The 20,382-nt window shown below is 60.4% G+C and carries 23 protein-coding genes and 1 pseudogene; 9 read left to right on the forward strand and 15 right to left on the reverse strand.

Going from position 1 to position 20,382, the window contains the following annotated elements:
* Nucleotides 1-4 precede the first annotated feature (4 nt).
* The 4 genes from AX760_RS12890 to AX760_RS12905 all read right to left on the reverse strand — a co-directional run bounded on the left by AX760_RS12890 (nucleotide 5) and on the right by AX760_RS12905 (nucleotide 2,363).
* Entirely contained in the window at nucleotides 5-274 is a 270-nt protein-coding gene (locus AX760_RS12890) for a hypothetical protein (RefSeq protein ID WP_071833270.1), read from the reverse strand.
* Nucleotides 275-330: 56 nt separating this feature from the next.
* On the reverse strand, nucleotides 331-744 hold the full coding sequence (locus AX760_RS12895) for a DUF2325 domain-containing protein (protein WP_071833271.1): 414 nt from the start codon (nucleotides 742-744) through the stop codon (nucleotides 331-333).
* Nucleotides 745-946: 202 nt separating this feature from the next.
* The gene (tolA, locus tag AX760_RS12900) at nucleotides 947-1,888 is read right to left on the reverse strand and encodes a cell envelope integrity protein TolA (RefSeq protein ID WP_071833272.1); all 942 of its coding nucleotides are present in this window, start codon (nucleotides 1,886-1,888) and stop codon (nucleotides 947-949) included.
* Nucleotides 1,889-1,919: 31 nt separating this feature from the next.
* Entirely contained in the window at nucleotides 1,920-2,363 is a 444-nt protein-coding gene (locus AX760_RS12905; RefSeq protein WP_071833273.1) for a hypothetical protein, read from the reverse strand.
* 199 nt (nucleotides 2,364-2,562) lie between these two features.
* On the opposite strand from AX760_RS12905, the gene hemP reads away from it, so the two are divergent.
* The 7 genes from hemP to AX760_RS12940 all read left to right on the forward strand — a co-directional run bounded on the left by hemP (nucleotide 2,563) and on the right by AX760_RS12940 (nucleotide 7,742).
* Entirely contained in the window at nucleotides 2,563-2,742 is a 180-nt protein-coding gene (gene hemP, locus AX760_RS12910; RefSeq protein ID WP_071833274.1) for a hemin uptake protein HemP, read from the forward strand.
* Nucleotides 2,743-2,749: 7 nt separating this feature from the next.
* Entirely contained in the window at nucleotides 2,750-3,805 is a 1,056-nt protein-coding gene (locus tag AX760_RS12915) for a hemin-degrading factor (RefSeq protein WP_071833275.1), read from the forward strand.
* 12 nt (nucleotides 3,806-3,817) lie between these two features.
* A complete protein-coding gene (locus tag AX760_RS12920) occupies nucleotides 3,818-4,765 on the forward strand; it encodes a heme/hemin ABC transporter substrate-binding protein (protein ID WP_071833276.1) in 948 nt (315 codons plus the stop codon).
* Nucleotides 4,752-5,876 (forward strand): FecCD family ABC transporter permease, encoded by a 1,125-nt coding sequence (locus AX760_RS12925; protein WP_071833277.1) that lies wholly within the window; start codon nucleotides 4,752-4,754, stop codon nucleotides 5,874-5,876. Before AX760_RS12920 ends, AX760_RS12925 begins: the two co-directional genes overlap by 14 nt.
* A 10-nt stretch (nucleotides 5,877-5,886) precedes the next feature.
* Nucleotides 5,887-6,675, forward strand: coding sequence for a heme ABC transporter ATP-binding protein (locus tag AX760_RS12930; protein ID WP_071833278.1), 789 nt, complete (start codon nucleotides 5,887-5,889; stop codon nucleotides 6,673-6,675).
* A gap of 142 nt (nucleotides 6,676-6,817) precedes the next feature.
* Entirely contained in the window at nucleotides 6,818-7,177 is a 360-nt protein-coding gene (locus AX760_RS12935; protein ID WP_071833279.1) for an ElaB/YgaM/YqjD family protein, read from the forward strand.
* Nucleotides 7,178-7,316: 139 nt separating this feature from the next.
* The gene (locus AX760_RS12940) at nucleotides 7,317-7,742 is read left to right on the forward strand and encodes a hypothetical protein (protein WP_071833280.1); all 426 of its coding nucleotides are present in this window, start codon (nucleotides 7,317-7,319) and stop codon (nucleotides 7,740-7,742) included.
* Nucleotides 7,743-7,776: 34 nt separating this feature from the next.
* On the opposite strand, the gene AX760_RS12945 is transcribed toward AX760_RS12940, so the two are convergent.
* The 3 genes from AX760_RS12945 to AX760_RS12955 all read right to left on the reverse strand — a co-directional run bounded on the left by AX760_RS12945 (nucleotide 7,777) and on the right by AX760_RS12955 (nucleotide 10,245).
* A complete protein-coding gene (locus AX760_RS12945) occupies nucleotides 7,777-9,282 on the reverse strand; it encodes a sensor histidine kinase (RefSeq protein WP_071833281.1) in 1,506 nt (501 codons plus the stop codon).
* Nucleotides 9,283-9,472: 190 nt separating this feature from the next.
* Nucleotides 9,473-10,051, reverse strand: a complete 579-nt coding sequence (locus AX760_RS12950; protein WP_071833282.1) for an RNA polymerase sigma factor — start codon at nucleotides 10,049-10,051, stop codon at nucleotides 9,473-9,475.
* Nucleotides 10,048-10,245, reverse strand: coding sequence for a NepR family anti-sigma factor (locus AX760_RS12955; protein ID WP_071833283.1), 198 nt, complete (start codon nucleotides 10,243-10,245; stop codon nucleotides 10,048-10,050). Before AX760_RS12955 ends, AX760_RS12950 begins: the two co-directional genes overlap by 4 nt.
* Nucleotides 10,246-10,387: 142 nt before the next feature.
* Between AX760_RS12955 and AX760_RS12960 the strand changes: the two genes are divergently transcribed.
* Nucleotides 10,388-11,182, forward strand: a complete 795-nt coding sequence (locus AX760_RS12960; RefSeq protein WP_071833284.1) for a response regulator — start codon at nucleotides 10,388-10,390, stop codon at nucleotides 11,180-11,182.
* Nucleotides 11,183-11,410: 228 nt separating this feature from the next.
* A complete protein-coding gene (locus AX760_RS12965) occupies nucleotides 11,411-12,370 on the forward strand; it encodes a sensor histidine kinase (protein ID WP_071833285.1) in 960 nt (319 codons plus the stop codon).
* A 289-nt stretch (nucleotides 12,371-12,659) separates the two neighbouring features.
* On the opposite strand, the gene AX760_RS12970 is transcribed toward AX760_RS12965, so the two are convergent.
* The 8 genes and pseudogenes from AX760_RS12970 to AX760_RS26755 all read right to left on the reverse strand — a co-directional run.
* On the reverse strand, nucleotides 12,660-14,243 hold the full coding sequence (locus AX760_RS12970; RefSeq protein WP_071833286.1) for an FGGY-family carbohydrate kinase: 1,584 nt from the start codon (nucleotides 14,241-14,243) through the stop codon (nucleotides 12,660-12,662).
* Nucleotides 14,243-14,935 carry an HAD family hydrolase gene (locus AX760_RS12975; RefSeq protein WP_071833325.1) on the reverse strand — a complete coding sequence of 231 codons (693 nt, stop codon included), beginning with the start codon at nucleotides 14,933-14,935 and terminating at the stop codon, nucleotides 14,243-14,245. The genes AX760_RS12970 and AX760_RS12975 overlap by 1 nt, the downstream gene beginning before the upstream one ends.
* A gap of 78 nt (nucleotides 14,936-15,013) precedes the next feature.
* Nucleotides 15,014-16,498, reverse strand: a complete 1,485-nt coding sequence (locus AX760_RS12980) for a mannitol dehydrogenase family protein (RefSeq protein WP_071833287.1) — start codon at nucleotides 16,496-16,498, stop codon at nucleotides 15,014-15,016.
* 31 nt (nucleotides 16,499-16,529) lie between these two features.
* On the reverse strand, nucleotides 16,530-17,303 hold the full coding sequence (locus AX760_RS12985) for an L-iditol 2-dehydrogenase (RefSeq protein WP_071833288.1): 774 nt from the start codon (nucleotides 17,301-17,303) through the stop codon (nucleotides 16,530-16,532).
* Nucleotides 17,300-18,301, reverse strand: coding sequence for an ABC transporter ATP-binding protein (locus AX760_RS12990; RefSeq protein WP_071833289.1), 1,002 nt, complete (start codon nucleotides 18,299-18,301; stop codon nucleotides 17,300-17,302). The genes AX760_RS12985 and AX760_RS12990 overlap by 4 nt, the downstream gene beginning before the upstream one ends.
* Nucleotides 18,302-18,331: 30 nt before the next feature.
* A complete protein-coding gene (locus tag AX760_RS12995; protein ID WP_071833290.1) occupies nucleotides 18,332-19,156 on the reverse strand; it encodes a carbohydrate ABC transporter permease in 825 nt (274 codons plus the stop codon).
* A gap of 12 nt (nucleotides 19,157-19,168) precedes the next feature.
* Nucleotides 19,169-20,041 carry a carbohydrate ABC transporter permease gene (locus tag AX760_RS13000; protein ID WP_071833291.1) on the reverse strand — a complete coding sequence of 291 codons (873 nt, stop codon included), beginning with the start codon at nucleotides 20,039-20,041 and terminating at the stop codon, nucleotides 19,169-19,171.
* 188 nt (nucleotides 20,042-20,229) lie between these two features.
* Nucleotides 20,230-20,382: pseudogene (locus AX760_RS26755) on the reverse strand (sugar ABC transporter substrate-binding protein); the annotation flags it as partial.

A 20,382-nucleotide genomic window follows, 5' to 3' on the forward strand; every position in this document is an offset into this window, starting at 1 on the left:
ATCTCTATCTCTTGTCTTTGCGGGCAGGATCTGCGCCCGCAGCGATCGGAAAGCGCAGAATATTGTCCGCAGCGTCAGGCGCAACAAAAAACGGCTGCCGCACCGGCAAGCGGACCTGTTCATTCGGAAACGCGACCACGTTCGCAACGGTCTCTTCATGAAAGCTGCGGCGCGACAAAAGCGCGTAGAGTTCCGGAACAAGGCCATCCCCGAACTGGGACGCCATCTTGTGAAGACCGATCATCATGTACTGATCGGGACGCTGCTCGCTCATGTTTTTCTCCGTTCGTCGCGTCAGAACGAGACCTGCGCCTCGCCCACTGCCACGGGTCAGTTGCCGCGGCCGTGGTTTGTGCTGAGCTCGGCAAACGCCCGCTCGAGGCTGGACTTGCTGCCGTTACGCAAAGGCACGAAGGCCTTGCCCCACTTCTTGCAGCCGCTTTTCACCCGCAGGCATGCATCATGGCTGATGCAGTCGATCGGGCAGAACACGCAATCGACGGAGGGCAGGACATTGTCGATGCGTGACACCGCCTCGCGCAGACCGCCATCATGATGGATCAGTTCGGCACCATAGGAAGTGGCGATCTGGCGCAAATGCGCAACCTGACAATCGCGTCCGCCGACATACAGGAAACTGCGGCCTTCCAGCGTCGGCCGTTCAATCTCAACAACCGTCTCGACGACGGTTGCCGGCTGATCGTAGCGGCTCTTGCTCCGCTGCTGACGCTTCTTGTCGTGCATTCTGTCGTCTCCGCCCTTGCGTTTCTCCACGGCAATTTTCACCGAGATTGACCCGCTTCGTTTCTTGGATGAGAGGACCCTATAAAACTTGATAATTCGAGTAAAGTATAAACATGAGTTTTTTCATCATATTTTTCGATGCATCAGCAGCGCCTGTCGCCGCCGCCCGCTGCTCAGCACTCTGGCGTACTGTGCCGCGCCGTCAGCGCCCTCTTGCAAACTTCATGGGGATGAGAAAATCCCAGCTGTTCTTTCCAGCCCCTTCCGGAATGGGCGGGAACGGCGCTGCACGGTTGACCGCGCTCAGGGCAGCTTCATCCAGGATTGGCGAGCCGGAGCTTTTAGAAATGGTCAATCCACGCACGGCACCGCTCGCCGAAATGGTAAAACGAACCCAGGGCACACCGGTGACCCCCTGCCTTGCCTTTGACGGATATCGGAAAGCACGGGCCAGTTTCGACCGCACCTTGCCCTTGTAGTTCGAGACAGATGCATTGCCGGACTGTTGCCAGAATGCGCCCTTCTTGCCCTGGGAGGTGCTCGCCTTGGCCGTTTCAGCTCCGTCGACCTGCCCTTTTTTCTGCGAGGCGACGGCTGCACCAGCTTCCCCGGCCTTCGGGCGGCTCGCATTCTTTTTCACCGGTTTTTGCTTCTTCGGTTCCGGCTTCTTGATTTCCTTGCGCTTTTCGACCTTTTCCGGTTCAGGCTTCTGCTCCGGCTTCTTTTCAGGCACGACGGTCTCGACCGGTGGCACCGTTGCCGTGACCTCGGCTTCCGCAACAGCCACGGGCGGCATCTCGTCGGCGGGCAGGATGATGTCCGCTTCGACCGGCGGAATGTCGCTCGGTGTTTCCGCAGCGACCTCGGACTGGACCGGCACGATTTCCTCGGGCACGGCCTCGGCCACTTCGGCGTCGATCGGCTCGATCTCTTCCGGCTGTTCTTCCAGCGGATCGAGTGGCTCCGTTGGATCGCCGGCCTCGATCACATCCTCAAAGGCGTTGCCGAGAACCGCCACCTCCATGGCTTCGCCGCCGGCAACCTCCGCCTGTTCGGAAGGCTGTGGATTAAACAGCGTTGCCGCACCGCCATGCGCGAGAAGCGAGACGGCAATGGCGGCAGTCCATGTAAGAGCGGTACGCATCATTCTATCAGTCCTGTCGCTGCGGACGTTGTCAGCCCTTGAGTTCGACGGGCGATTTCGATCCCGTCCTGAGGGCCTTCATGCAGGCGTCCTTCGTCAGGACTTCACCGGTGCAGGCCGGTGTGTCATTGATCAGCAGGCTCTTGACGGCCTCGCATTTCGTTCCCGGCAGATCGAACTGGCGGACCTTGGTCTTGCCGGACGGCAGATCGCGGAAATCGAGCACCGCCATGCGCTCGACAAGCCCTTTCTGATCGAACAATACGAATTCGAACGAAACCTTCGACAGCGACTGCGCGAGACTATTGTCAGCAACGAAGGTGAACTTGCATCCCTTTTCGCTGGCGACGACGTCATTCAGCTCGATGCTGAGCGTGCCAGCGGCTGCCGTCGCCGCATCCTGCGCAAAGACCGCGTGACCCGCGCAGGCAGACGCGATCACGGCGACACTCAACAATCCCTGAAGTCTTTTCATGCTTCTAGCCCTTATTGGCGCCTGACATATCCGTTCCGGCCGCCGGCGCAAACCTCAACCGCGAATACTAGACTAAAAAAATCTGGTATTGCGTCCATATTAAAAGATGAGTATTGAAGTCAAGATACTAATCGCAACGACAGGCAGACGGCGCGTGTTTCCAGCCCGCCTGCCATGATGCCCAGGACGTCACCCCTGCATGCCAACCGAAACCGACAGAGCTGCGGCAATCCCGCGATCAACGCTGCAGGGCCAGACCCATCGCATCGTCGAAAGCCGCGATCTATTCCGCGGGGACAACGAAATTCTGATCGCCCACGACGGATCGATCTACCGCATGAAAATCACCCGCCAGGGCAAACTCATACTGAACAAATAGGCCTGCCATGACCGACACAACACTCCCCTCCCCTTCTGAAATCCGCGCCTACCGGGCCGCCAATCCCAAGCTCCGCGAACGCGACATCGCAGCCCAACTCGGCATTTCCGAAGCCGCTTTGGTGGCTGCCGAATGCGGCCTGAGCGCAGTTCGAATCGACGGCGATGCCAATCGCTTTCTCGCCCGCGCACCGGAACTCGGTGAAGTCATGGCGCTGACCCGCGACGAAAGCGCCGTGCATGAAAAGATCGGCGTGTTCGAGACGGCAACAGCCGGCAAGCAGGCCTCCATCGTGCTCGGCAGCGAAATCGACCTGCGCATCTTCCCGAGCGCCTGGGCTCACGGTTTTGCCGTGACAAAGACGGATGGCGAGGACGTGCGCCGCAGCCTGCAGTTTTTCGACGCCCAGGGAACGGCCGTTCACAAGGTGCATATGCGTCCGGCCTCGAACCTCACAGCCTATGCCGCGATCGTCGACGACCTGCGGGTCGAGGACCAGAGCCAGATTTTCGTCGCCACGCCGAAAGCAACAGCCAAAAACGAACCCGAAACCGTTGTCGACAGCGCAGAACTGCGGGACCAGTGGTCGAAGATGACCGACACGCATCAGTTCCACGGTATCCTGCGCCGGCTGAAGCTCGACCGCCGCCAGGCCCTGACCAGCATCGGCGATGACTTCGCCTGGAAGCTGGAGGCGTCATCGATCGAGACGATGATGACGCAATCGGCCGAAATCGGTCTCCCGATCATGTGTTTCGTCGGCAATCACGGCATCATCCAGATCCATTCCGGCCCGGTTGCGACCGTCAAGACAATGGGCCCCTGGCTGAACGTGATGGATCCGACCTTCCATCTTCACCTGCGCACCGACCATCTGGCCGAAATCTGGGCGGTTCGCAAGCCGACCGCCGACGGCCACGTGACCTCGCTCGAAGCCCTGGATTCGAAGGGCGAAATGGTCATCCAGTTCTTCGGTAAGCGCCAGGAAGGCGTGGCGGAGCGCACGGAATGGCGCCGGATCATGGAAGGTCTGCAGCGCCTCGATACCACTGTGGCTGCATAAGGGAGAGGGTTGATGAAAAACGGATACGATTTTCGCAGGCTGCGCTCCTGGGAGCTGACGGTTGCCGTTCTGGCCGTGTCGGTGCCATTCCTGCTGCCGGTCGCAGCGCCCGGTACCGGGGCGTTCGTGCGCGCTTCCGTGGCACAGGAAATGCAGCAGCCGGACACATCGAGACTGGTCTCGGTCGGCGGCGCGATCACGGAAATCATCTATGCGCTTGGCGCGGAAAACCGCCTGGTCGGACGCGATTCGACCAGCGTTTATCCGCAAGCCGCTTTGAAGATCCCGGATGTCGGCTATATGCGCCAGCTTTCGGCCGAAGGCGTGATGGCGACAAATCCAAGCGCGATCATCGCCGTCGAGGGCAGCGGCCCCCCGGAAGCACTCGCCCTTCTCGGCGACGCCGCGATCCCCTTCGAATCCGTGCCGGAAAGCTATGACGGGGCCGGCATTATCGCAAAGATCAAGACGGTCGGCGCGTTTCTCGGCCTTGCCGACAAGGCGGAAGCGCTGGCAATCCAGGTCAAGGCCGACCTTGATGCGGCTGTCACCGATGCCGCAAAACGACCGGTATCGGAACGCAAACGCGTGCTGTTCATCCTTTCGACGCAGGGTGGAAAGATCATGGCTTCCGGTTCCGGAACCGCTGCCGATGCGATCATTGCGCTGTCCGGCATGGTCAACGCAACGGATGACTTCCAGGGTTACAAGGCTTTGACAGACGAGGCGATCATTGAGGCAAAGCCGGATGTGGTGCTGATGATGACCCGTGGCGGCGATCATGCGGCAAGCGATGCCGATTTGTTCGCCCATCCGGCGCTGAGCCTCACGCCGGCGGCGGCGGCGAAAACGGTCATCCGCATGGATGGCCTGCATTTGCTCGGCTTTGGCCCGCGGACGGCGGGCGCCGTGCGCGAACTGAACGCTGCGGTTTATGGAAAAGCGAATGTCTCGCAGTGAAACCATGGTGGCCGATGGGCGAACCGAAGGCCTTCTCGCACGCCTGAGATCGGACTGGCTGTCCGGCGATCGCTCGCGGATCGCCCGGCTGTTGATCGCCGCACTCGGTGTGATCACGGCCACCATGTTCTGTGCATCGATCATGACTGGCGCGGCCGATGCCTCGGTGTCGGACGTCCTGCTGGGCGTGCTCGGACTGAACAACGTCGAGCAGGCGCTGAGCCTGCGCGACCGGATCATCATTCTTGACATCCGCCTGCCGCGTGCGGTGCTCGGCCTTCTGGTCGGTGCATCGCTCGCCGTTTCCGGCGTTGTCATGCAGGGACTGTTCCGCAACCCTCTGGCAGATCCCGGCCTGGTCGGCGTGTCCTCCGGTGCCAGCCTCGGCGCCGTCCTGATGATCGTTCTCGGCACCTCGGTCTTCGGCCCGCTGTTTGCCGTCTTCGGCTTTTACACTTTGCCGATCGCAGCCTTTCTCGGAGGGCTCGGCACAACCCTGCTTCTCTACCGGATCGCCACGCGCAGCGGCCAGACCTCCGTCGCCACCATGCTTTTGGCCGGTATTGCGCTGGGTGCGCTCGCCGGCGCCGTCACCGGCGTTTTGATCTTCATGGCCGACGACAAGCAATTGCGTGACCTGACCTTCTGGGGTCTCGGATCGCTGGCTGGCGCAAACTGGACGAAGATCATGGCGGCCGGACCGATTATTGTCCTATCGCTTGCCGTCGTGCCGTTTCTGGCGCGTGGCCTGAATGCGCTGACGCTCGGCGAAGCCGCGGCTTTCCATATGGGCGTTCCTGTCCAGCGGCTGAAGAACATTGCCATCGTCAGCGTCGCAGCCGCCACCGGCGCATCTGTTGCCGTCTCCGGCGGCATCGGCTTCGTCGGCATCGTCGTCCCGCATGTCCTGCGCCTTATCATCGGCCCGGATCATCGTTATCTCCTGCCGGCCTCAGCCCTGCTCGGCGGCACGTTGCTGATCTTCGCCGACATGATCGCTCGCACCATTGTGCCGCCTGCCGAACTGCCGATCGGCATCATCACCGCCTTTGCCGGAGCCCCCTTCTTCCTCTGGATCCTTCTGCGCGGTCGCACGCATATGGGCCTTTGAGACAAAGATCATGATCAGTGCATCCAACCTCATCGTTCAGCTTTCGGATAAGCGCGTCCTGCATGGCGTTTCTCTCGAGGCAAGGGCCGGCGAATTGACCGCAATTGCAGGGCCGAACGGCTCGGGCAAGACGACAACCTTGAAGGCCATCGCCGGCGAGACGGCCTATGACGGCACGGTCCGTATCAATGGCCACGACATCACCACGCTAAAACCATGGGAACTGGCACTGAAGCGCGCCGTCCTACCGCAGGCGACCGTCATTTCGTTTCCCTTCACCGTGCGCGAAATCGTCCGCATGGGCCTCTCGATCGGGGGCGGCGTTGGCACAGCGCTGACGGACCGCATTGCGCAGCAGGCGCTGGACGCTGTCGATCTCACGGGTTTTTCCGGTCGCTTCTACCAGGAACTCTCGGGCGGCGAACAACAGCGCGTGCAGATGGCTCGCGTGCTTTGCCAGATCTGGGAGCCTATCCGGAATGGCGAACCGTCCTTCCTGCTGCTCGACGAACCGGTGTCCAGCCTCGACATCCGCCACCAGCTGACGATCATGCGGCTGGCCCGGGATTTTTGTGCGCGTGGCGGCGGCGTCATCGCCGTCATGCACGATCTCAATCTCTCGGCCATGTTCGCCGACAAGATGATCCTGATGAAGGCTGGCCGCATCCGCGCTGCAGGCTCGCCGCAGGAGGTGATGACCGACTCGATCATGGAAACAGTGTTTGGCTGCACCATGCGCGTCAACGTAACCCCGCTCGGCACCACACCCTTCATCCTTCCGCATACCGCAGCGCATTAATTACTTTGCCCTAATTCAGGAACCAAACGGGACTTCGCGCGTTTCGAATGTGAACCGCTGGTATCGCAGTCTTGTCTATGCCGGCACGAAACGGAAAAGGGACGGCCAACCGTGGTCATTCCTGAAATCTAGGAGTTACCCGATGGCAACTGGTCTTTTTTCAAGCTCCCGTGCAAAGAAGCGCAACGCATTTCTGAACGCTCCGGTCGAGGACCAGATCAGCGAAATCCGCAGCGATATCGCAGCCCTGACCAAGCTTCTCTCGAAGCGCGGCACAGAGGCATCCACAGACGTTCGCGCCCGCGCCCATGATGCCCGCGATCAGGCCGAAGCCGGCCTTCACGACCTGCTGAGCAACGGCGAACAGCTTTTGTCGGAACTGCGCGCCCGTTATGCCAGCACGGAAAAGCAGGTCCGCCACACGGTTCGCGAACATCCGGTCGCGACCCTGGGTGCTGCCGCATTGGTCGGCATCTTCGTTGCAGCCCTGATGCGTCGCTAACCCTGCGCGGCACGTGACGGCCCTGTTTTCGCAGGGACCGTCATTGTCGTTTTCCGGTCCCGCTTGGTGTTGCGGGACAGACTGGAACATCGCTCGATAGCAGGTGTTTCGAGAAAAATTCTGTTTCTGGAGAAAATGAATGGGTCCGTTGGGTGCTCTGGTTTCTGCCCTGCTCGCCAGCGACGTGGGTCACACCGTGTCGCGATACAAGCGCAACGCGGCTTTGTCTGTTTTTGCGGGCGTATTTTTTGCAACGGCCTATGTCTTTGCGCTCGTCGCAGGCGGCTTGTATCTCAGCACACTCTATACGCCGCTGCACGCAGCCTTGATCCTTGGCGGCGCCTCGCTCTTGATCGGCCTTATCATAATGGGTGTCATGTATACGCTGAGCGCCCGCGATGCGCGGCTGGCTGCCGAGCGTAGACGGCGGTCGATGGCGCAGGCAAACCTGGCTGTCGCTGCATCCATGACCATTTTCCGCAGGAAGCCGCTGCTCGCTGCGGGTCTTGCCGTCGGGGTCGGTGCACTGCTGGGCTTTACCCGCAAATCGCGCAACGACGATTGAAGGCCGCTGACGTTTCGAAAGCGTCGGACAGGCTTTAAAGGGGTAATCGCACGATTGCCGTCACCCCGGCGGGAAGATATTCCACCTTGACCGAACTGCCGAGTACCTTGTCGAGACTGCGCTCGATGAGGATTGACCCGAAGCCACGGCGTTCCGGGGGGTGCACAGGCGGGCCATCCACTTCGGTCCAGGTCAGGTGCAGAACGCGTCCCGTCTCTTCAGTCACGCTGCGCGCCGTGAGCACTATCTTCCCCCGCGCCGTCGATAACGCGCCATACTTGGCGGCATTGGTGGCAAGTTCGTGAAGCACCAGCCCAAGTCCGACGGCCTGGTCCGGTCCGAGCGAAATGTCGTCCTTGTGAATTTCCACCTGGGCGTCATAGTCGCGGGCATAGGGCGAAATCTGCTTGGCAAAAAGCGACGACAAGCGGATCTCGCCCCATTCGTGATCGGACAAGAGACCATGCGCCTCGGAGATCGCCTGCAGACGCCCGGAAAAGGCTTTCATGAACAGGTGCGGATCGCTGGTCTGGCGCAAGGTCTGGCGGGCCAGGGACTGCAGCATCGCCAGCGTATTCTTGACCCGGTGATTGAGTTCACGCAGGAGCAGGCGTGTTCGCTGAATGGAGGACTGCTCGTCGGTCACATCGAGGTTGATGCCGAGAAACACTGTCGGCCGGCCATCTGCGTCGCGCTCGTGCACACGTCCCCGCCCGAGCAGCCACCGGCCGGTGGACCGCACCCGGAAAAGCCCGTCATACTCCTCATCCTGCGCCATCGCATCGCGCAGCTTGTCCAGCGTCTTGACGCGATCGTCGGGAAGAATGGAGGCGAAAATATCTTTGGCGCGCAACGGAGCGCCGCTGACCGGAAGGTTGAACAGGCGGTTCATGGCGCCGTTTCCGGCAACTGAGCCGGTTCGGATGTCCCAGAGCCAGCTGCCGACATTGGCCGCATCGAGGGCCATGGCGTGACGACGCCCGTCCCGCGACAAGGCGGCTTCCTTCAGCGCGCGCTTGCGCGCTTCATCCTTCAGCTTCAACAGCGAAGAGGCAAGCGCCGACAATCGGTGCAGTTGCACGATCAACTGCGGATCGGTGTGCGGCCGCGCAACCACGTCGAACACACAGACGGTGCCGATCGCTTGTCCGTCGATGATGACGGGCACACCGGCATAAAACCGCAGAAAGGGTTCCCCTGCAACGCGTGGCTGATGTGCAAAGCGCGGATCCAGGCATGCGTCGGGAACCAGAAAGACCTCACCGGAGCCGGCAATCGTATGGGCGCAGAATGATTCGAGCGAAGGCGCATGGGTGTCTTCGGTTCCGACCCGCGACTTGAACCATTGCGTATGGGGCTCGATCAGGCTGACAAGCGCCACCGGTGCACGAAACAGGTCCGCGGCGATGTGCGTGATCGAATCGAAATCGGGATCAAGCAGGCGCATGTCCGGCGCAACAGATTGCAGGACATCGAGCCGTTCGGCCGAATGAAGACTGTCAGCCACTGCGGCCGGCAGTTCCGGTGTTGTCTTGTTCATCCGTCCCCAACTTCGCCGGCGCGCACGGTTTGTGCGGCCAACCACCTGTTCTGCATGCCACGCGGACTTTCTGCCACATTTCGCATGCCTGTTTCCACCCCACAATGCATCACGCGAAACTCTGTCCGACATCATCAGTTGGCATAACAACGCGCGACGCGGGGCGCCGCGCGCATTTATCCGTCCTGTTTCAGGATACGAAGGCCCGCGATGTCAGCGGTGCGGACGTCGCATCCGGGCCGTATTCGTTTTCTCCGGTTACCTGAAGAATATCCTGCAGACGCTGGCGTGCGCGGTTTACCCGGCTCTTGATGGTGCCAAGGGCGCAGCCGCAGATCTCGGCAGCCTCGTCATAGGAAAAGCCCGACGCTCCAACCAGAATGATGGCTTCCCTCTGGTCGGGGGGCAACTGATCCAGCGCGCGCTTGAAATCCTGCAGATCGAGCGAGCCGTATTGCGCCGGGTGCTGCGCGAGCGATTCCGTAAAGTAGCCGTCGCTGTCCTGGACCTCCCGGCCTCTCTTGCGCATCTGGCTATAAAGCTCGTTGCGCAGGATCGTGAACAGCCAGGCCTTCATATTCGTGCCCATCTCGAAATGGTCCTGTTTGGCCCAGGCTTTCATGATGGTGTCCTGCACCAGATCATCCGCCCGATCATGGCGACCGATCAGCGACATGGCGAAGGCGCGCAGGCTCGGAAGCGCCGCCAGCATCTCCCGCTTGAAGCTCGGTTCTTCCGCTTTAACGTCCGTTTTCGCTGTACCGCTCATTCAGCCATACCCGCATTCGACTGCTTTTGTTCGACAGCATCCAGCTGCTCGAGAAGATCGAGAAAACGATCGGGAATGGCCTCCTCCTGTACCGAAATGTAAAGCGCCCTCAATTTTGTTGCAATCTGTCCGTTCGGATCGTCAGCGTGCACCGGCTTGACCGCCCCACGCTCTGCCCCTGTTTTATAGCTCATGAATCTTTGTTACCTTTGGTCGTTCATCGGATACAGAATGCGCCAGCAAAAAAAATGTTCCATGGGAAGGAACTTTTTTTTCAGAAGCGCGTTTCAGCCCGGTGAAGGTCATACGCATTGGCCTGCTTGAGGGAGTTCATCTATGTCACTTTCGAACCGGATCGCGCCGTTTCTACCCTATCTGCGCCGGTATTCCCGGGCCCTGACCGGGTCCCAGACGTCAGGCGACGCCTATGTAGCCGCAGTGCTCGAGGCCTTGATCGCGGACGTCACGATTTTTCCAGAGTCGAGCAATGACAGGGTCGCATTGTTCCAACTCTACACAAAGCTGTTTGGTTCGTCGTCGGTGATGATCCCCGAGCCGGTTTCACCGTTTGCCTGGGAGAAACGCGCTTCGATCAACCTTGCATCGGTCTCTCCCCTGGCGCGCCAGGCGTTCCTGCTGGTTTCGGTCGAAGGCTTCCGCCCCACCGAAGCGGGCGAGGTACTCGAACTGGACGAGACAGCCATGCACAAGCTGTTGGAGCGGGCGTCCGAGGAGATTTCGCGTCAGGTTGCGACCGACATCATGATCATCGAAGACGAACCGCTGATTGCCATTGATATCGAGCAAATGGTCGAGAGCCTTGGCCACCGCGTCACGGGCATCGCCAGGACACATGCCGAAGCTGTGGCTCTGTTCCAGTCGACTCGTCCGAGCATGGTGCTTGCCGATATCCAGCTGGCTGACGGCAGCTCCGGTATCGACGCCGTCAACGATATTCTCAAGACGTCGGCGATCCCGGTTATTTTCATCACCGCATTCCCGGAGCGCCTGCTGACGGGGGAACGCCCTGAGCCGACATTCCTGGTCACCAAACCTTTCAACCCGGATATGGTAAAGGCGCTGATCAGTCAGGCTTTGTTCTTCAACGAGTCCACAAAAGCCGCGGCTTGAAATCGCTAAACCTGGGGGTGCTGCCATTCAAAAGCGGCACCCCGGTGACGAAAAATATGAAACCGACAACGTCTGGCCCGCGCGTTCCCAAAACGAGCGTGGCACTTGTTTTTTCAACGCTGCCCAAGTTGCGAAAGACAGTTCGAACCTTTGACGGGAAAGTATCGCGTGACCAGTGCAGGAAATACGAAGCAGACCGGGGCAAAGCCTGAACAAGCCGCAATTTTAATGGAAATTGCGCTGAAGAAGACGGGTGTCGGCTTCCTTCACCAATCCGCCGATATGACTGTCACGCTGTTCGGTAACCTGCCTGTCCGGCTGCATCGGCCGGGAGCCTTAGTTCCTGATCGCGGCGATCTGTTCGGCGGCGATGACGATGTTCGGCTGACGGCTCTGAAGCGGGCTGTCCTGCGCGAGCAGCAACCGACCGCCACCGAGGTCGAGGTCCACTACGCCAATGAGGTTGTCACCTACCGGATCGAGATCGAACCGGTTGCCGCGGCGGATGGTGGCGGTCTTCTGACTGTGATCACCGACATCTCCGACACCCTGCATCGCGAGCGCATTCTCAAAACATTGCTGCGCGAACTCAGCCATCGCTCGAAAAACCTGCTCGCCATCATCCAGGGCATCGCCACCCAGACAGCCAGGCAGGCCCTGTCACTGGATGGGTTCCTGACCACCTTCCGCGGCCGCATACAGTCGCTGTCCTACTCGCAGGACCTGGTGACAGATTCGAGCTGGCGGGGTGCCTATCTTTTCGCGCTCGCCGAACGGCAGTTCAGCTCCTATTGGCCGGACCGGGGAAATCCGATCTCCGTAACCGGTATCAATGCCCATCTATCGCCCAACGCCACCCTGCATATCGGCCTTGCCCTGCACGAACTGATCGTCAACTCCGCCTCGCATGGCGCCCTTGCATCCGGCGTCAACTCCCTGACCGTCAATTGTTTCGAGACTATGTTCAAGGGACAAAAGGCAATCGAACTCCAGTGGATCGAGCATCTGCCGGCAAACGAAGCCGCACCGAAAGCCGACGAACATACCTTCGCCCGCACTGTACTGGAACGGGTGGTGCCGATCGCCATCGGCGGCAAGGCGCTGTACATGACAGCCAATGGACGGATCGAATATCACCTCACGGTACCGTCTCACGAATACGAAATCATCACCCGCCTTGAGGAATAACAAACACATCGCTTCGCCCATAGGGCGAGCGGTTGTTTAAGGATCCTGACTGGGCTCTGGGCTGAAATGAAAACAGCCAGTGCCGGGGGAAGGCACTGGCTGATATCAACAACTCACCGAGGGGGCGTGTGAGTCGGAAACCGGATACATTGGGGGCGGTTCGCATTGGGGGCGACACGAACCAACATCCGGACATCACATAAACGGGGCGCGCGAAAATAAGTTCCAGCCCTTTCGATATTTTTTCTGCGTTGCAAATATCCGAAAAATGCACGGTCGGACGTCCGGTCTAGTCGATCGCTTCGAGTTCTGCGCGATGGCGGTGGAGCATCAGGAACTTCCGATAATCGCGATCATAGCCCGGCCACTTTTGCGGATCCGGATGCCGTTCATGGCCACCGGGATACATCGCCTGGCCAGCTGCCCCGAGATCCGCATAGAGCCCGCCGGCGACGGCTGCGATCATCGCGGTCCCCAACAGGACGGCATCATTGGTTTCCGGCACGACGACACGGCATCCGGTGACATCACAATAGAGTTCCATCAACAGCACATTGCGCACATGGCCACCGGTGACGTGCAGCGTGTCGAGATCGTAACCGGCTGACTTCATCATTTCGAGAATATGCCGGATGCCGAGCGCGATCGACACGCAGGTCCGCCAGTAAAGCCGGCAGAGATCGTCGAAGGACGCATCGAGGGTCAATCCGGTTATGACCCCAAGCGCATGCGGATCCGCAAGCGGCGACCGATTGCCATGGAAGTCGGGAAGCACATGCAGGCGTCCGGCGAAATCCGCACCATGCACCACCCTGAGTTCCTGAATGCGCTTGATGATCGCGCCATGCACCTGTGCATCCGGCTCGCCGCCGGCGCTGTGACTCCGCACGATATGATCGAGCAGGGCACCGGTCGCCGATTGACCGCCTTCGATCAGCCAGCTGCCTGAAAACGCCGCCTCGAAATAGGGGCCCCACATTCCAAAGCCCGGTTTCATCTGCTTGGAAAAGGCGACGATGCAGCTCGATGTGCCGGCGATCAGGGCAAGTTGCCGCTCCAGCTTCTCCGGTTGTGCCACAAAGGCCCCGAGTGCCCCGATCGCGCCGGCATAGGCGTCGATCAGTCCGGTTGCCACCTCGCACATGTCGTCGAGGCCGAGATCTGCCGCGGCCTCCGGTGTCAGCCGTCCGGTCGAAGAACCGACGGCAAGCGTTTCCTGGGGAAGACCGCCGCGCTCGATGAGGTCGGACAGGCCGATTGCCTCGAGGAAATCGCTTTGCCACGCGTCCGGCCGATGCGCCAGGTAGTTCCATTTGGCCGTCAGCGTGCAGCGGGAGCGGGCCGCGCTGCCGGTCGCACGCCACGACATGAAATCCGCGAGATCAAAAAGATAACCTGCCTTTTGCCATTGTTCCGGCAGGTTCTGCTTCAGCCACATGAGCTTTGGCATTTCCATTTCCGGCGACATCACGCGGCCGGAATGATCGAGCACCGGGTGTTTCGTCGCCGTGCAGAAGTCGGCCTGGTCAAGCGCGCGATGATCAAGCCAGACAATGGTGTCCCAGCGCGCATCACCCTTGCGATTGACCGAGAGCGGCGCACCGTCGCGATCGCGCACGACCAGCGAACAGGTCGCGTCAAAACCGATCGCGGAAATCGAAGACGCCTCCACGCCGGCCTTTGCCCGCGCTGTCTTCACGGCAATGCAGGCCGCTGCCCAGATGTTTTCGGAATCGTGCTCCGCGTGGTTCTCTTCCGGCCGGTTCATGGCGATGGGATAATCCGCCCTTGCCAGAAGCGCACCCTGCCTGTTGAAAATGCCGGCACGCGCGCTGCCTGTCCCGATGTCGACCGCCACGACCAAATCGCGCATTAGAGAATGTTCCCGTCCCTTTGCTCTTGCCGAACAAAGTGTATCAATTCCCGCATATCGTCAAACAGCACGTCTGGCTCAAGTTGCAGCAAGGCCGCCTTATGGCGCTCGGAACGGGCGTGCGACGCGCCGGCAAAGGCAAAGACACGCATGCCGGCGGCCTTGGCCGCCTCGATGCCGGCAGGACTGTCCTCGATCACAATGCAGTTTTCAGCGGGAACGCCCATCTGGGCCGCGGCATGGAGAAACAGATCGGGCGCCGGCTTACCCCTGGAAACCATCGATGCACTGAAAAGGTGGGGCTCCAGGCGATCGATGAGCCCGGTGATCGTCAGCGAAAGCCGGATGCGCTCCATCTGGCTGGACGAGGCAACGCAGCGCGGAACATCCAGTGCATCCAGCGCATCCGCAATGCCGTCAACCGCCTGCAGTTCCTTGCGGAAGCGCTGATAGAGGTCAAGCCGCATCTCCTCGAGAAACCGGTCATCGACGGCAAGGCCGTAATCCGTGTGCAGAATATCGGACATCGTCTGAAGGCTTTTTCCGAGAAACCGGACATAGGCCTCCTCGGCATCCATTTCGACGCCCGCATTGTGCAGCACCCGAACCAGAACATCGACCGACAAGGGTTCGCTGTCGACCAGCACCCCGTCGCAGTCGAAGATCATCAGCTGGGGCGCGCGGGGCCGCATCCCGGTCAAAGCCATGCAAGCGCGTGAAACGCGCGATCGGCTGCTATCATGGTCTGCGGGCAGCTGAGGGCCATGGAATCAATCTCCGAGTTTTCCATCGATATAGAGCTTCAGGGTCTCGCGTGTGCCCTTTTCCCAGAGTGTCGTCAACGCTTGGGCAAAACGGCGCTGGAACAGTTCCGATTGCGCAACTTCACCAAATATATCCGAAAGAGCAAGAAAGGCCTTTGGGTCATCCTTGGCTTTCAGCGCGGCCTCCTGGAGACGATCGGCACTGGCATCGTTGAAGGCGATCGCCTTGCCGCTGTCCGAGATGCCCGCGAAATAGCGGCACCAGAGAGCCGAAACCAGCGACAATCCGACGACGTCCTCGCCCCGCGCGAGGCGATCGGCCGTCGAGGGCAGGATGAATTTCGGCTGCCGGTTGGAGCCGTCCTGCGCCAGCCGCGGGATCGTGTCGGCGATCTTCGGATTGAACAAACGGGTTTCGACGAGCCTGTAATAGTCGTTGAGATCCGTGTTCGGTACCGGCGGGATGACCGGGATGATTTCATCGAATTCGAGTTTCTGCAGGAACGCCTGGATCAGCGGCTCCTCCATCGCCTCATGGACGAAATGGATGTCGAGAAGCGCCGCCGGATAGGCGATTGCGGCGTGGCCGCCGTTGAGGATACGGATCTTCATGTGCTCGTAAGGTGCGACATCAGGCACGAACTGCACGCCAACGCTTTCCAGCGCAGGGCGACCGGCCGGAAAATGATCTTCCAGCACCCACTGTTTGAACTCTTCGCAGAACACCGGCCAGTTGTCGTCGATCGCGTATTCGGACGCGACGATGCCGACCTCGCGCGGCCCGGTCGCCGGCGTGATGCGATCGACCATGCCGTTCGGAAAGGCGACATTGGCATCGATCCAGTCCGCCATGCCCGGATCGGAAAGACGCGCCAGTCCGCACACAGCCGCATGGGTGACTTCCCCATTGCCGGGGATATTGTCGCAGGACATCACCGTAAATGGCGCGAGCCCCTTGGCCTTCCGGGCTTTGAGACCGGCAATGATCAGCCCAAAGACCGTTTTCGGATCGTCCGGGGTTTGCCCGTCGGCAACGATTGCCGGATGCGCCGGATTGAACGTGCCCGATGCCGGGTCGATGAAATAACCGCCTTCGGTAATCGTCAGCGAAACGATGCGGATCGCAGGCTCCGCAAGCTGCGCAATCGTTGCCGTCGCATGGCCCGGGCGCAGATAGTCGATCATCGGCCCGGTGACGCGGGCCGCACTCCGGTTGTTGTCCTGCTCAACCACCGTCGTCAGGAAGTCCTGCTCGGCAAGCTTGGCGCGCATCGCCTCGTCGGACGGCAGGACCCCTGCTCCGATGATCGCCCAGTCGTGATCGCGGCCGCTGCTGAACAGGTCGTCGAGATAGACGGCCTGGTGCGCCCGGTGAAAATTGCCAACGCCGAAATGCACGATGCCCGCCGACAGCACCGAACGATCATAGCCCGGAATGGTGGCGGTCGCCTGGATCTTGTCCAGCGTCGCTAGCGAAAGTTTGGTGGTCATCGCATTGTCCTTTTCAAGCTGAGTCTCGAGCTCAGCTCATCCAGTTGCCGCCATCGACGTTGTATGTCTGCGACACGATATAATTGCTCTCGCTGGAAGCGAGGAAGATGGCCATGCCGCAGAGATCTTCCGCCTGCCCCATGCGCCCGTAGGGAACCGCCTCGCCGACAAGACGGCGCTTTTCGCCGAGCGGCCGGTTCTCGTACTTTGCAAAAAGCGCATCAACCTGATCCCACATTTCGCTGTCGACGACACCCGGTGCGATGCCGTTGACGTTGATGCCGTGCTTGATCAGGTCGAGACCCGCCGACTGCGTGAAGCTGATGACGGCCGCCTTCGTTGCACAGTAGACGGCCACCAGCGGCTCGCCGCGACGGCCGGCCTGGCTCGCCATGTTGATGATCTTGCCGCCGCGCCCCTGCGCAATCATCTGCTTGGCTGCAGCCTGCATGGTGAACAAGGCGCCGGCGACATTGATGGAAAACAGCGTGTCGAAGCTCTTGCGGGTGATCTCGACGATCGGCGCCAGATCAAACAAGGCCGCATTGTTGACCAGGATATCGAGCCCGCCGGTCTTGACGACGACCGCAGCAATGGCCGCATCGATCGATACCTGATCCGTCACGTCCATCTCGACGGCATAGGCCGAAGAGCCGATCTGTGAAGCGGTTTGCTGCGCCCGCTCGAGATTGATATCGGCAATCGCCACAATCGCTCCCTCAGCCACATAGGCCTCGGCGAACGCCCGGCCGATGCCACGGGCGGATCCGGTTATAAGCGCGCTTTTTCCTTCGAGGCGTTTCATCGTATTGCCAACCCCTTTGCGTCGAAGCGGTGAATGCGGTCGGCGTCGGGGGTCAGGAAGACGGTATCGCCATGATGCACGGCGACATCGCCACTGGTGCGAACGGTGACCATGCCGATACCGTCGACATGCACGTGCAGGAAAGTATCGGAGCCGAGATGTTCGGCGACGCCGACTGTGCCCTTCCAGCTACCGCTTTCACCCGACAGGCGGGTATGCTCCGGCCGGAACCCGATGGTGTGGGCGTTGAACGGCGCCGACACCGCCCCCGTGGCAAAATTCATGCGCGGCGAGCCGATGAAGCCGGCGACGAAGAGATTGTCGGGCTTGTTGTAGAGTTCCAGCGGCGAGCCGACCTGCTCGATATTGCCGGCATTGAGCACGACGATCTTGTCGGCCATGGTCATGGCTTCGACCTGGTCATGGGTGACGTAGACCATGGTGGTCTTCAACTGTTGATGCAGTTCGCTGATCTCCAGCCGCATGGTGCCGCGCAGGGAGGCGTCGAGGTTCGACAGAGGTTCGTCGAAGAGAAACGCCGAGGGTTCGCGGACAATCGCGCGGCCGATGGCGACGCGCTGGCGCTGGCCGCCGGAAAGCTGGCCCGGCCGGCGGTCGAGGTAGCTGGTCAGGTTCAGCACCCGCGCCGCATCCGTGACCTTCTTGTCGATCAGCGCCGCATCGAGCTTGGCCATTTTCAAGGGAAAGGCGATGTTGTTGCGCACCGTCATATGCGGATAGAGCGCATAGGACTGGAACACCATGGCAAGGCCGCGCTTGGCCGGTGCCTCACCGGTGACGTCGCGCCCATCGATCTCGATCGTGCCGGACGTCGTGTCCTCGAGGCCAGCGATCAGGCGCAGCAATGTCGACTTGCCGCAGCCGGACGGCCCGACGAAGACCACGAATTCGCCGTCCTCTATGGTGAGGTCGATCGCCGGGATGACCTGGGTCTCGCCGAACGATTTATTGACCTTCTTCAGTGTGATGTTACCCATGCGGGCCTCCCGGAATTGTCTTTTGTTGGCTTACTTGACGGCGCCGAAGGTCAGGCCGCGCACGAGTTGCTTCTGGCTGAACCAGCCCATGATCAGGATCGGTGCGATCGCCAGCGTCGAGGCTGCCGAGAGCTTTGCCCAGAACAATCCTTGCGGACTGGAGAAGGAGGCGATGAAGGCCGTCAGCGGGGCCGCATCGGTCGTTGTCAGGCGAAGCGTCCAGAAAGCTTCGTTCCAGGCCAGGATGATGTTGAGCAGCATGGTCGATGCAATGCCCGGCACCGCCATCGGCGTCAGCACGTACCAGATCTCGCCCCACATCGAGGCGCCGTCCATCCGTGCGGCTTCGAGGATCTCGCCGGGGATTTCCCGGAAGTAGGTGTAGAGCATCCAGATGACGATCGGCAGGTTGATCATCATCAGCATGAACATCAGGCCGATACGGCTATCGAGCAGGCCGAAGTCGCGGAAGATCAGGTAGATCGGCATCAGCACGGCAACGGCCGGCATCATCTTGGTCGACAGCATCCACATCAGGATGTCCTTGGTCCTCTTGGTCGGCGAAAACGCCATCGACCAGGCGGCCGGAACCGAAATCAGCAGAGCAAGGAAGGTGGAGCCGACCGACAGGAAGACGGAGTTCATGAAGGGCTTGAAATAGTCCTTCTGGGTCTGCACGTCGATATAGCTCTGGAAGGTGCCGGACGGGATAATGTTGAAGCCCTGGATCGCCTCTGTCTCGGATTTGAACGAGGTGATGATCGTGTAGAGGATCGGGAAGAAGATAATCAGCGCGACGATCCAGGCGGCGACCGTGAAAAAGACGGTTCTTCTGGTTGAAACTGCACGTGCCATGGTCTTGTCCCCTTATTTGTCGAGGTTCTTGCCAACGGCGCGCATCAGGAAGAAGGCGACGATGTTGGCGAGGATGACGGCGATGATGCCCCCGGCGGATGCGCCGCCGACGTCATAGCCGAGAAGCGCGGTGCGGTAGATCAGGAAAGGCAGGTTCGTAGAGGCATACCCAGGCCCGCCATTGGTGGTGACGAGGATTTCCGCATAGACACCCAGAAGGAAGATGGTCTGGATCAGGATGACGACGGTGATCGAGCGGGCGAGATGCGGCACGGTCAGGTAGATGAAGCGGTTGAGGAAATTGGCGCCATCCATCTCGGCGGCTTCCTTCTGCTCGCCGTCGAGCGACTGCAGCGCCGTGAGCAGGATGAGCGTCGCAAACGGCAGCCACTGCCAGGCGACGATGATGACGATGGAAAACAGCGGCCACTGGGAAAACCAGTCGATCGGCTGCAACCCTAAAAAGCGGCTGATATCGGCAAAGACACCATAGCCGGGATGCATGATCATGTTCTTCCAGACCAGAGCCGCGACCGGCGGCATGACGAAGAACGGCGAGATCACCAGGATACGGACGATCCCCTGCCCCCACATCGGCTGGTCGATCAACAGCGCCAGCGCCACACCGCCGACCACCGTGATCAAAAGAACCCCGCCGACCAGAAGCATGGTGTTCCAGATCGACTGGAAAAAGGCCGGATCCGAATAGAAATACTGGTAGTTGAACAGACCGGCAAAACTGACATTGGTCGGATTGAGCAGGTTGTAGTTCTGGAACGAGAAATACAGCGTCATTGCCAGAGGCACGATCATCCAGATCAGGAGCAGCCCGACCGAGGGTGCCAGCATGAGACGCGCGAGTGCGCGGGTATTCTGCGTTGCCATGGGTACGACCTCCCTCTACCGGGCCGCTGCGCTCCGGACGGAGGACAGCGCACCAGCTTTCTTGTTCTTGTCTTCAAAGCTTGGTTGCCAAGCGTACCATACGTTCGCCAACCGTTTCTACGCCTGACGCCTGTTGGCCTTGGCTGCCCGGACCGAAATCCGGACAGCCACGTCCTTGGGAAGGAACGTTATTTGATGTAGCCGCTGCGGGTCTTTTCGCGGGTTGCTACATCCTGCGCCTGGGCGAGTGCATCGTCGACGGTCATCTGCCCGGCAAGCGCGCCGGAGAAGAGCTGCCCGACCGTTGTGCCGAGACCCTGGAATTCCGGGATCGCGACAAA

It is taken from the genome of Pararhizobium antarcticum (assembly GCF_001885585.1).
Lineage (GTDB): Bacteria > Pseudomonadota > Alphaproteobacteria > Rhizobiales > Rhizobiaceae > Pararhizobium > Pararhizobium antarcticum.

Coding starts and splice junctions, on each gene's coding strand:
- AX760_RS12890 (WP_071833270.1), bottom strand. CDS start 274: ATGAGCGAGCAGCGTCCCGATCAGTACATGATGATCGGTCTTCACAAG.
- AX760_RS12895 (WP_071833271.1), bottom strand. CDS start 744: ATGCACGACAAGAAGCGTCAGCAGCGGAGCAAGAGCCGCTACGATCAG.
- tolA (WP_071833272.1), bottom strand. CDS start 1,888: ATGCGTACCGCTCTTACATGGACTGCCGCCATTGCCGTCTCGCTTCTC.
- AX760_RS12905 (WP_071833273.1), bottom strand. CDS start 2,363: ATGAAAAGACTTCAGGGATTGTTGAGTGTCGCCGTGATCGCGTCTGCC.
- hemP (WP_071833274.1), top strand. CDS start 2,563: ATGCCAACCGAAACCGACAGAGCTGCGGCAATCCCGCGATCAACGCTG.
- AX760_RS12915 (WP_071833275.1), top strand. CDS start 2,750: ATGACCGACACAACACTCCCCTCCCCTTCTGAAATCCGCGCCTACCGG.
- AX760_RS12920 (WP_071833276.1), top strand. CDS start 3,818: ATGAAAAACGGATACGATTTTCGCAGGCTGCGCTCCTGGGAGCTGACG.
- AX760_RS12925 (WP_071833277.1), top strand. CDS start 4,752: ATGTCTCGCAGTGAAACCATGGTGGCCGATGGGCGAACCGAAGGCCTT.
- AX760_RS12930 (WP_071833278.1), top strand. CDS start 5,887: ATGATCAGTGCATCCAACCTCATCGTTCAGCTTTCGGATAAGCGCGTC.
- AX760_RS12935 (WP_071833279.1), top strand. CDS start 6,818: ATGGCAACTGGTCTTTTTTCAAGCTCCCGTGCAAAGAAGCGCAACGCA.
- AX760_RS12940 (WP_071833280.1), top strand. CDS start 7,317: ATGGGTCCGTTGGGTGCTCTGGTTTCTGCCCTGCTCGCCAGCGACGTG.
- AX760_RS12945 (WP_071833281.1), bottom strand. CDS start 9,282: ATGAACAAGACAACACCGGAACTGCCGGCCGCAGTGGCTGACAGTCTT.
- AX760_RS12950 (WP_071833282.1), bottom strand. CDS start 10,051: ATGAGCGGTACAGCGAAAACGGACGTTAAAGCGGAAGAACCGAGCTTC.
- AX760_RS12955 (WP_071833283.1), bottom strand. CDS start 10,245: ATGAGCTATAAAACAGGGGCAGAGCGTGGGGCGGTCAAGCCGGTGCAC.
- AX760_RS12960 (WP_071833284.1), top strand. CDS start 10,388: ATGTCACTTTCGAACCGGATCGCGCCGTTTCTACCCTATCTGCGCCGG.
- AX760_RS12965 (WP_071833285.1), top strand. CDS start 11,411: ATGGAAATTGCGCTGAAGAAGACGGGTGTCGGCTTCCTTCACCAATCC.
- AX760_RS12970 (WP_071833286.1), bottom strand. CDS start 14,243: ATGCGCGATTTGGTCGTGGCGGTCGACATCGGGACAGGCAGCGCGCGT.
- AX760_RS12975 (WP_071833325.1), bottom strand. CDS start 14,935: ATGCGGCCCCGCGCGCCCCAGCTGATGATCTTCGACTGCGACGGGGTG.
- AX760_RS12980 (WP_071833287.1), bottom strand. CDS start 16,498: ATGACCACCAAACTTTCGCTAGCGACGCTGGACAAGATCCAGGCGACC.
- AX760_RS12985 (WP_071833288.1), bottom strand. CDS start 17,303: ATGAAACGCCTCGAAGGAAAAAGCGCGCTTATAACCGGATCCGCCCGT.
- AX760_RS12990 (WP_071833289.1), bottom strand. CDS start 18,301: ATGGGTAACATCACACTGAAGAAGGTCAATAAATCGTTCGGCGAGACC.
- AX760_RS12995 (WP_071833290.1), bottom strand. CDS start 19,156: ATGGCACGTGCAGTTTCAACCAGAAGAACCGTCTTTTTCACGGTCGCC.
- AX760_RS13000 (WP_071833291.1), bottom strand. CDS start 20,041: ATGGCAACGCAGAATACCCGCGCACTCGCGCGTCTCATGCTGGCACCC.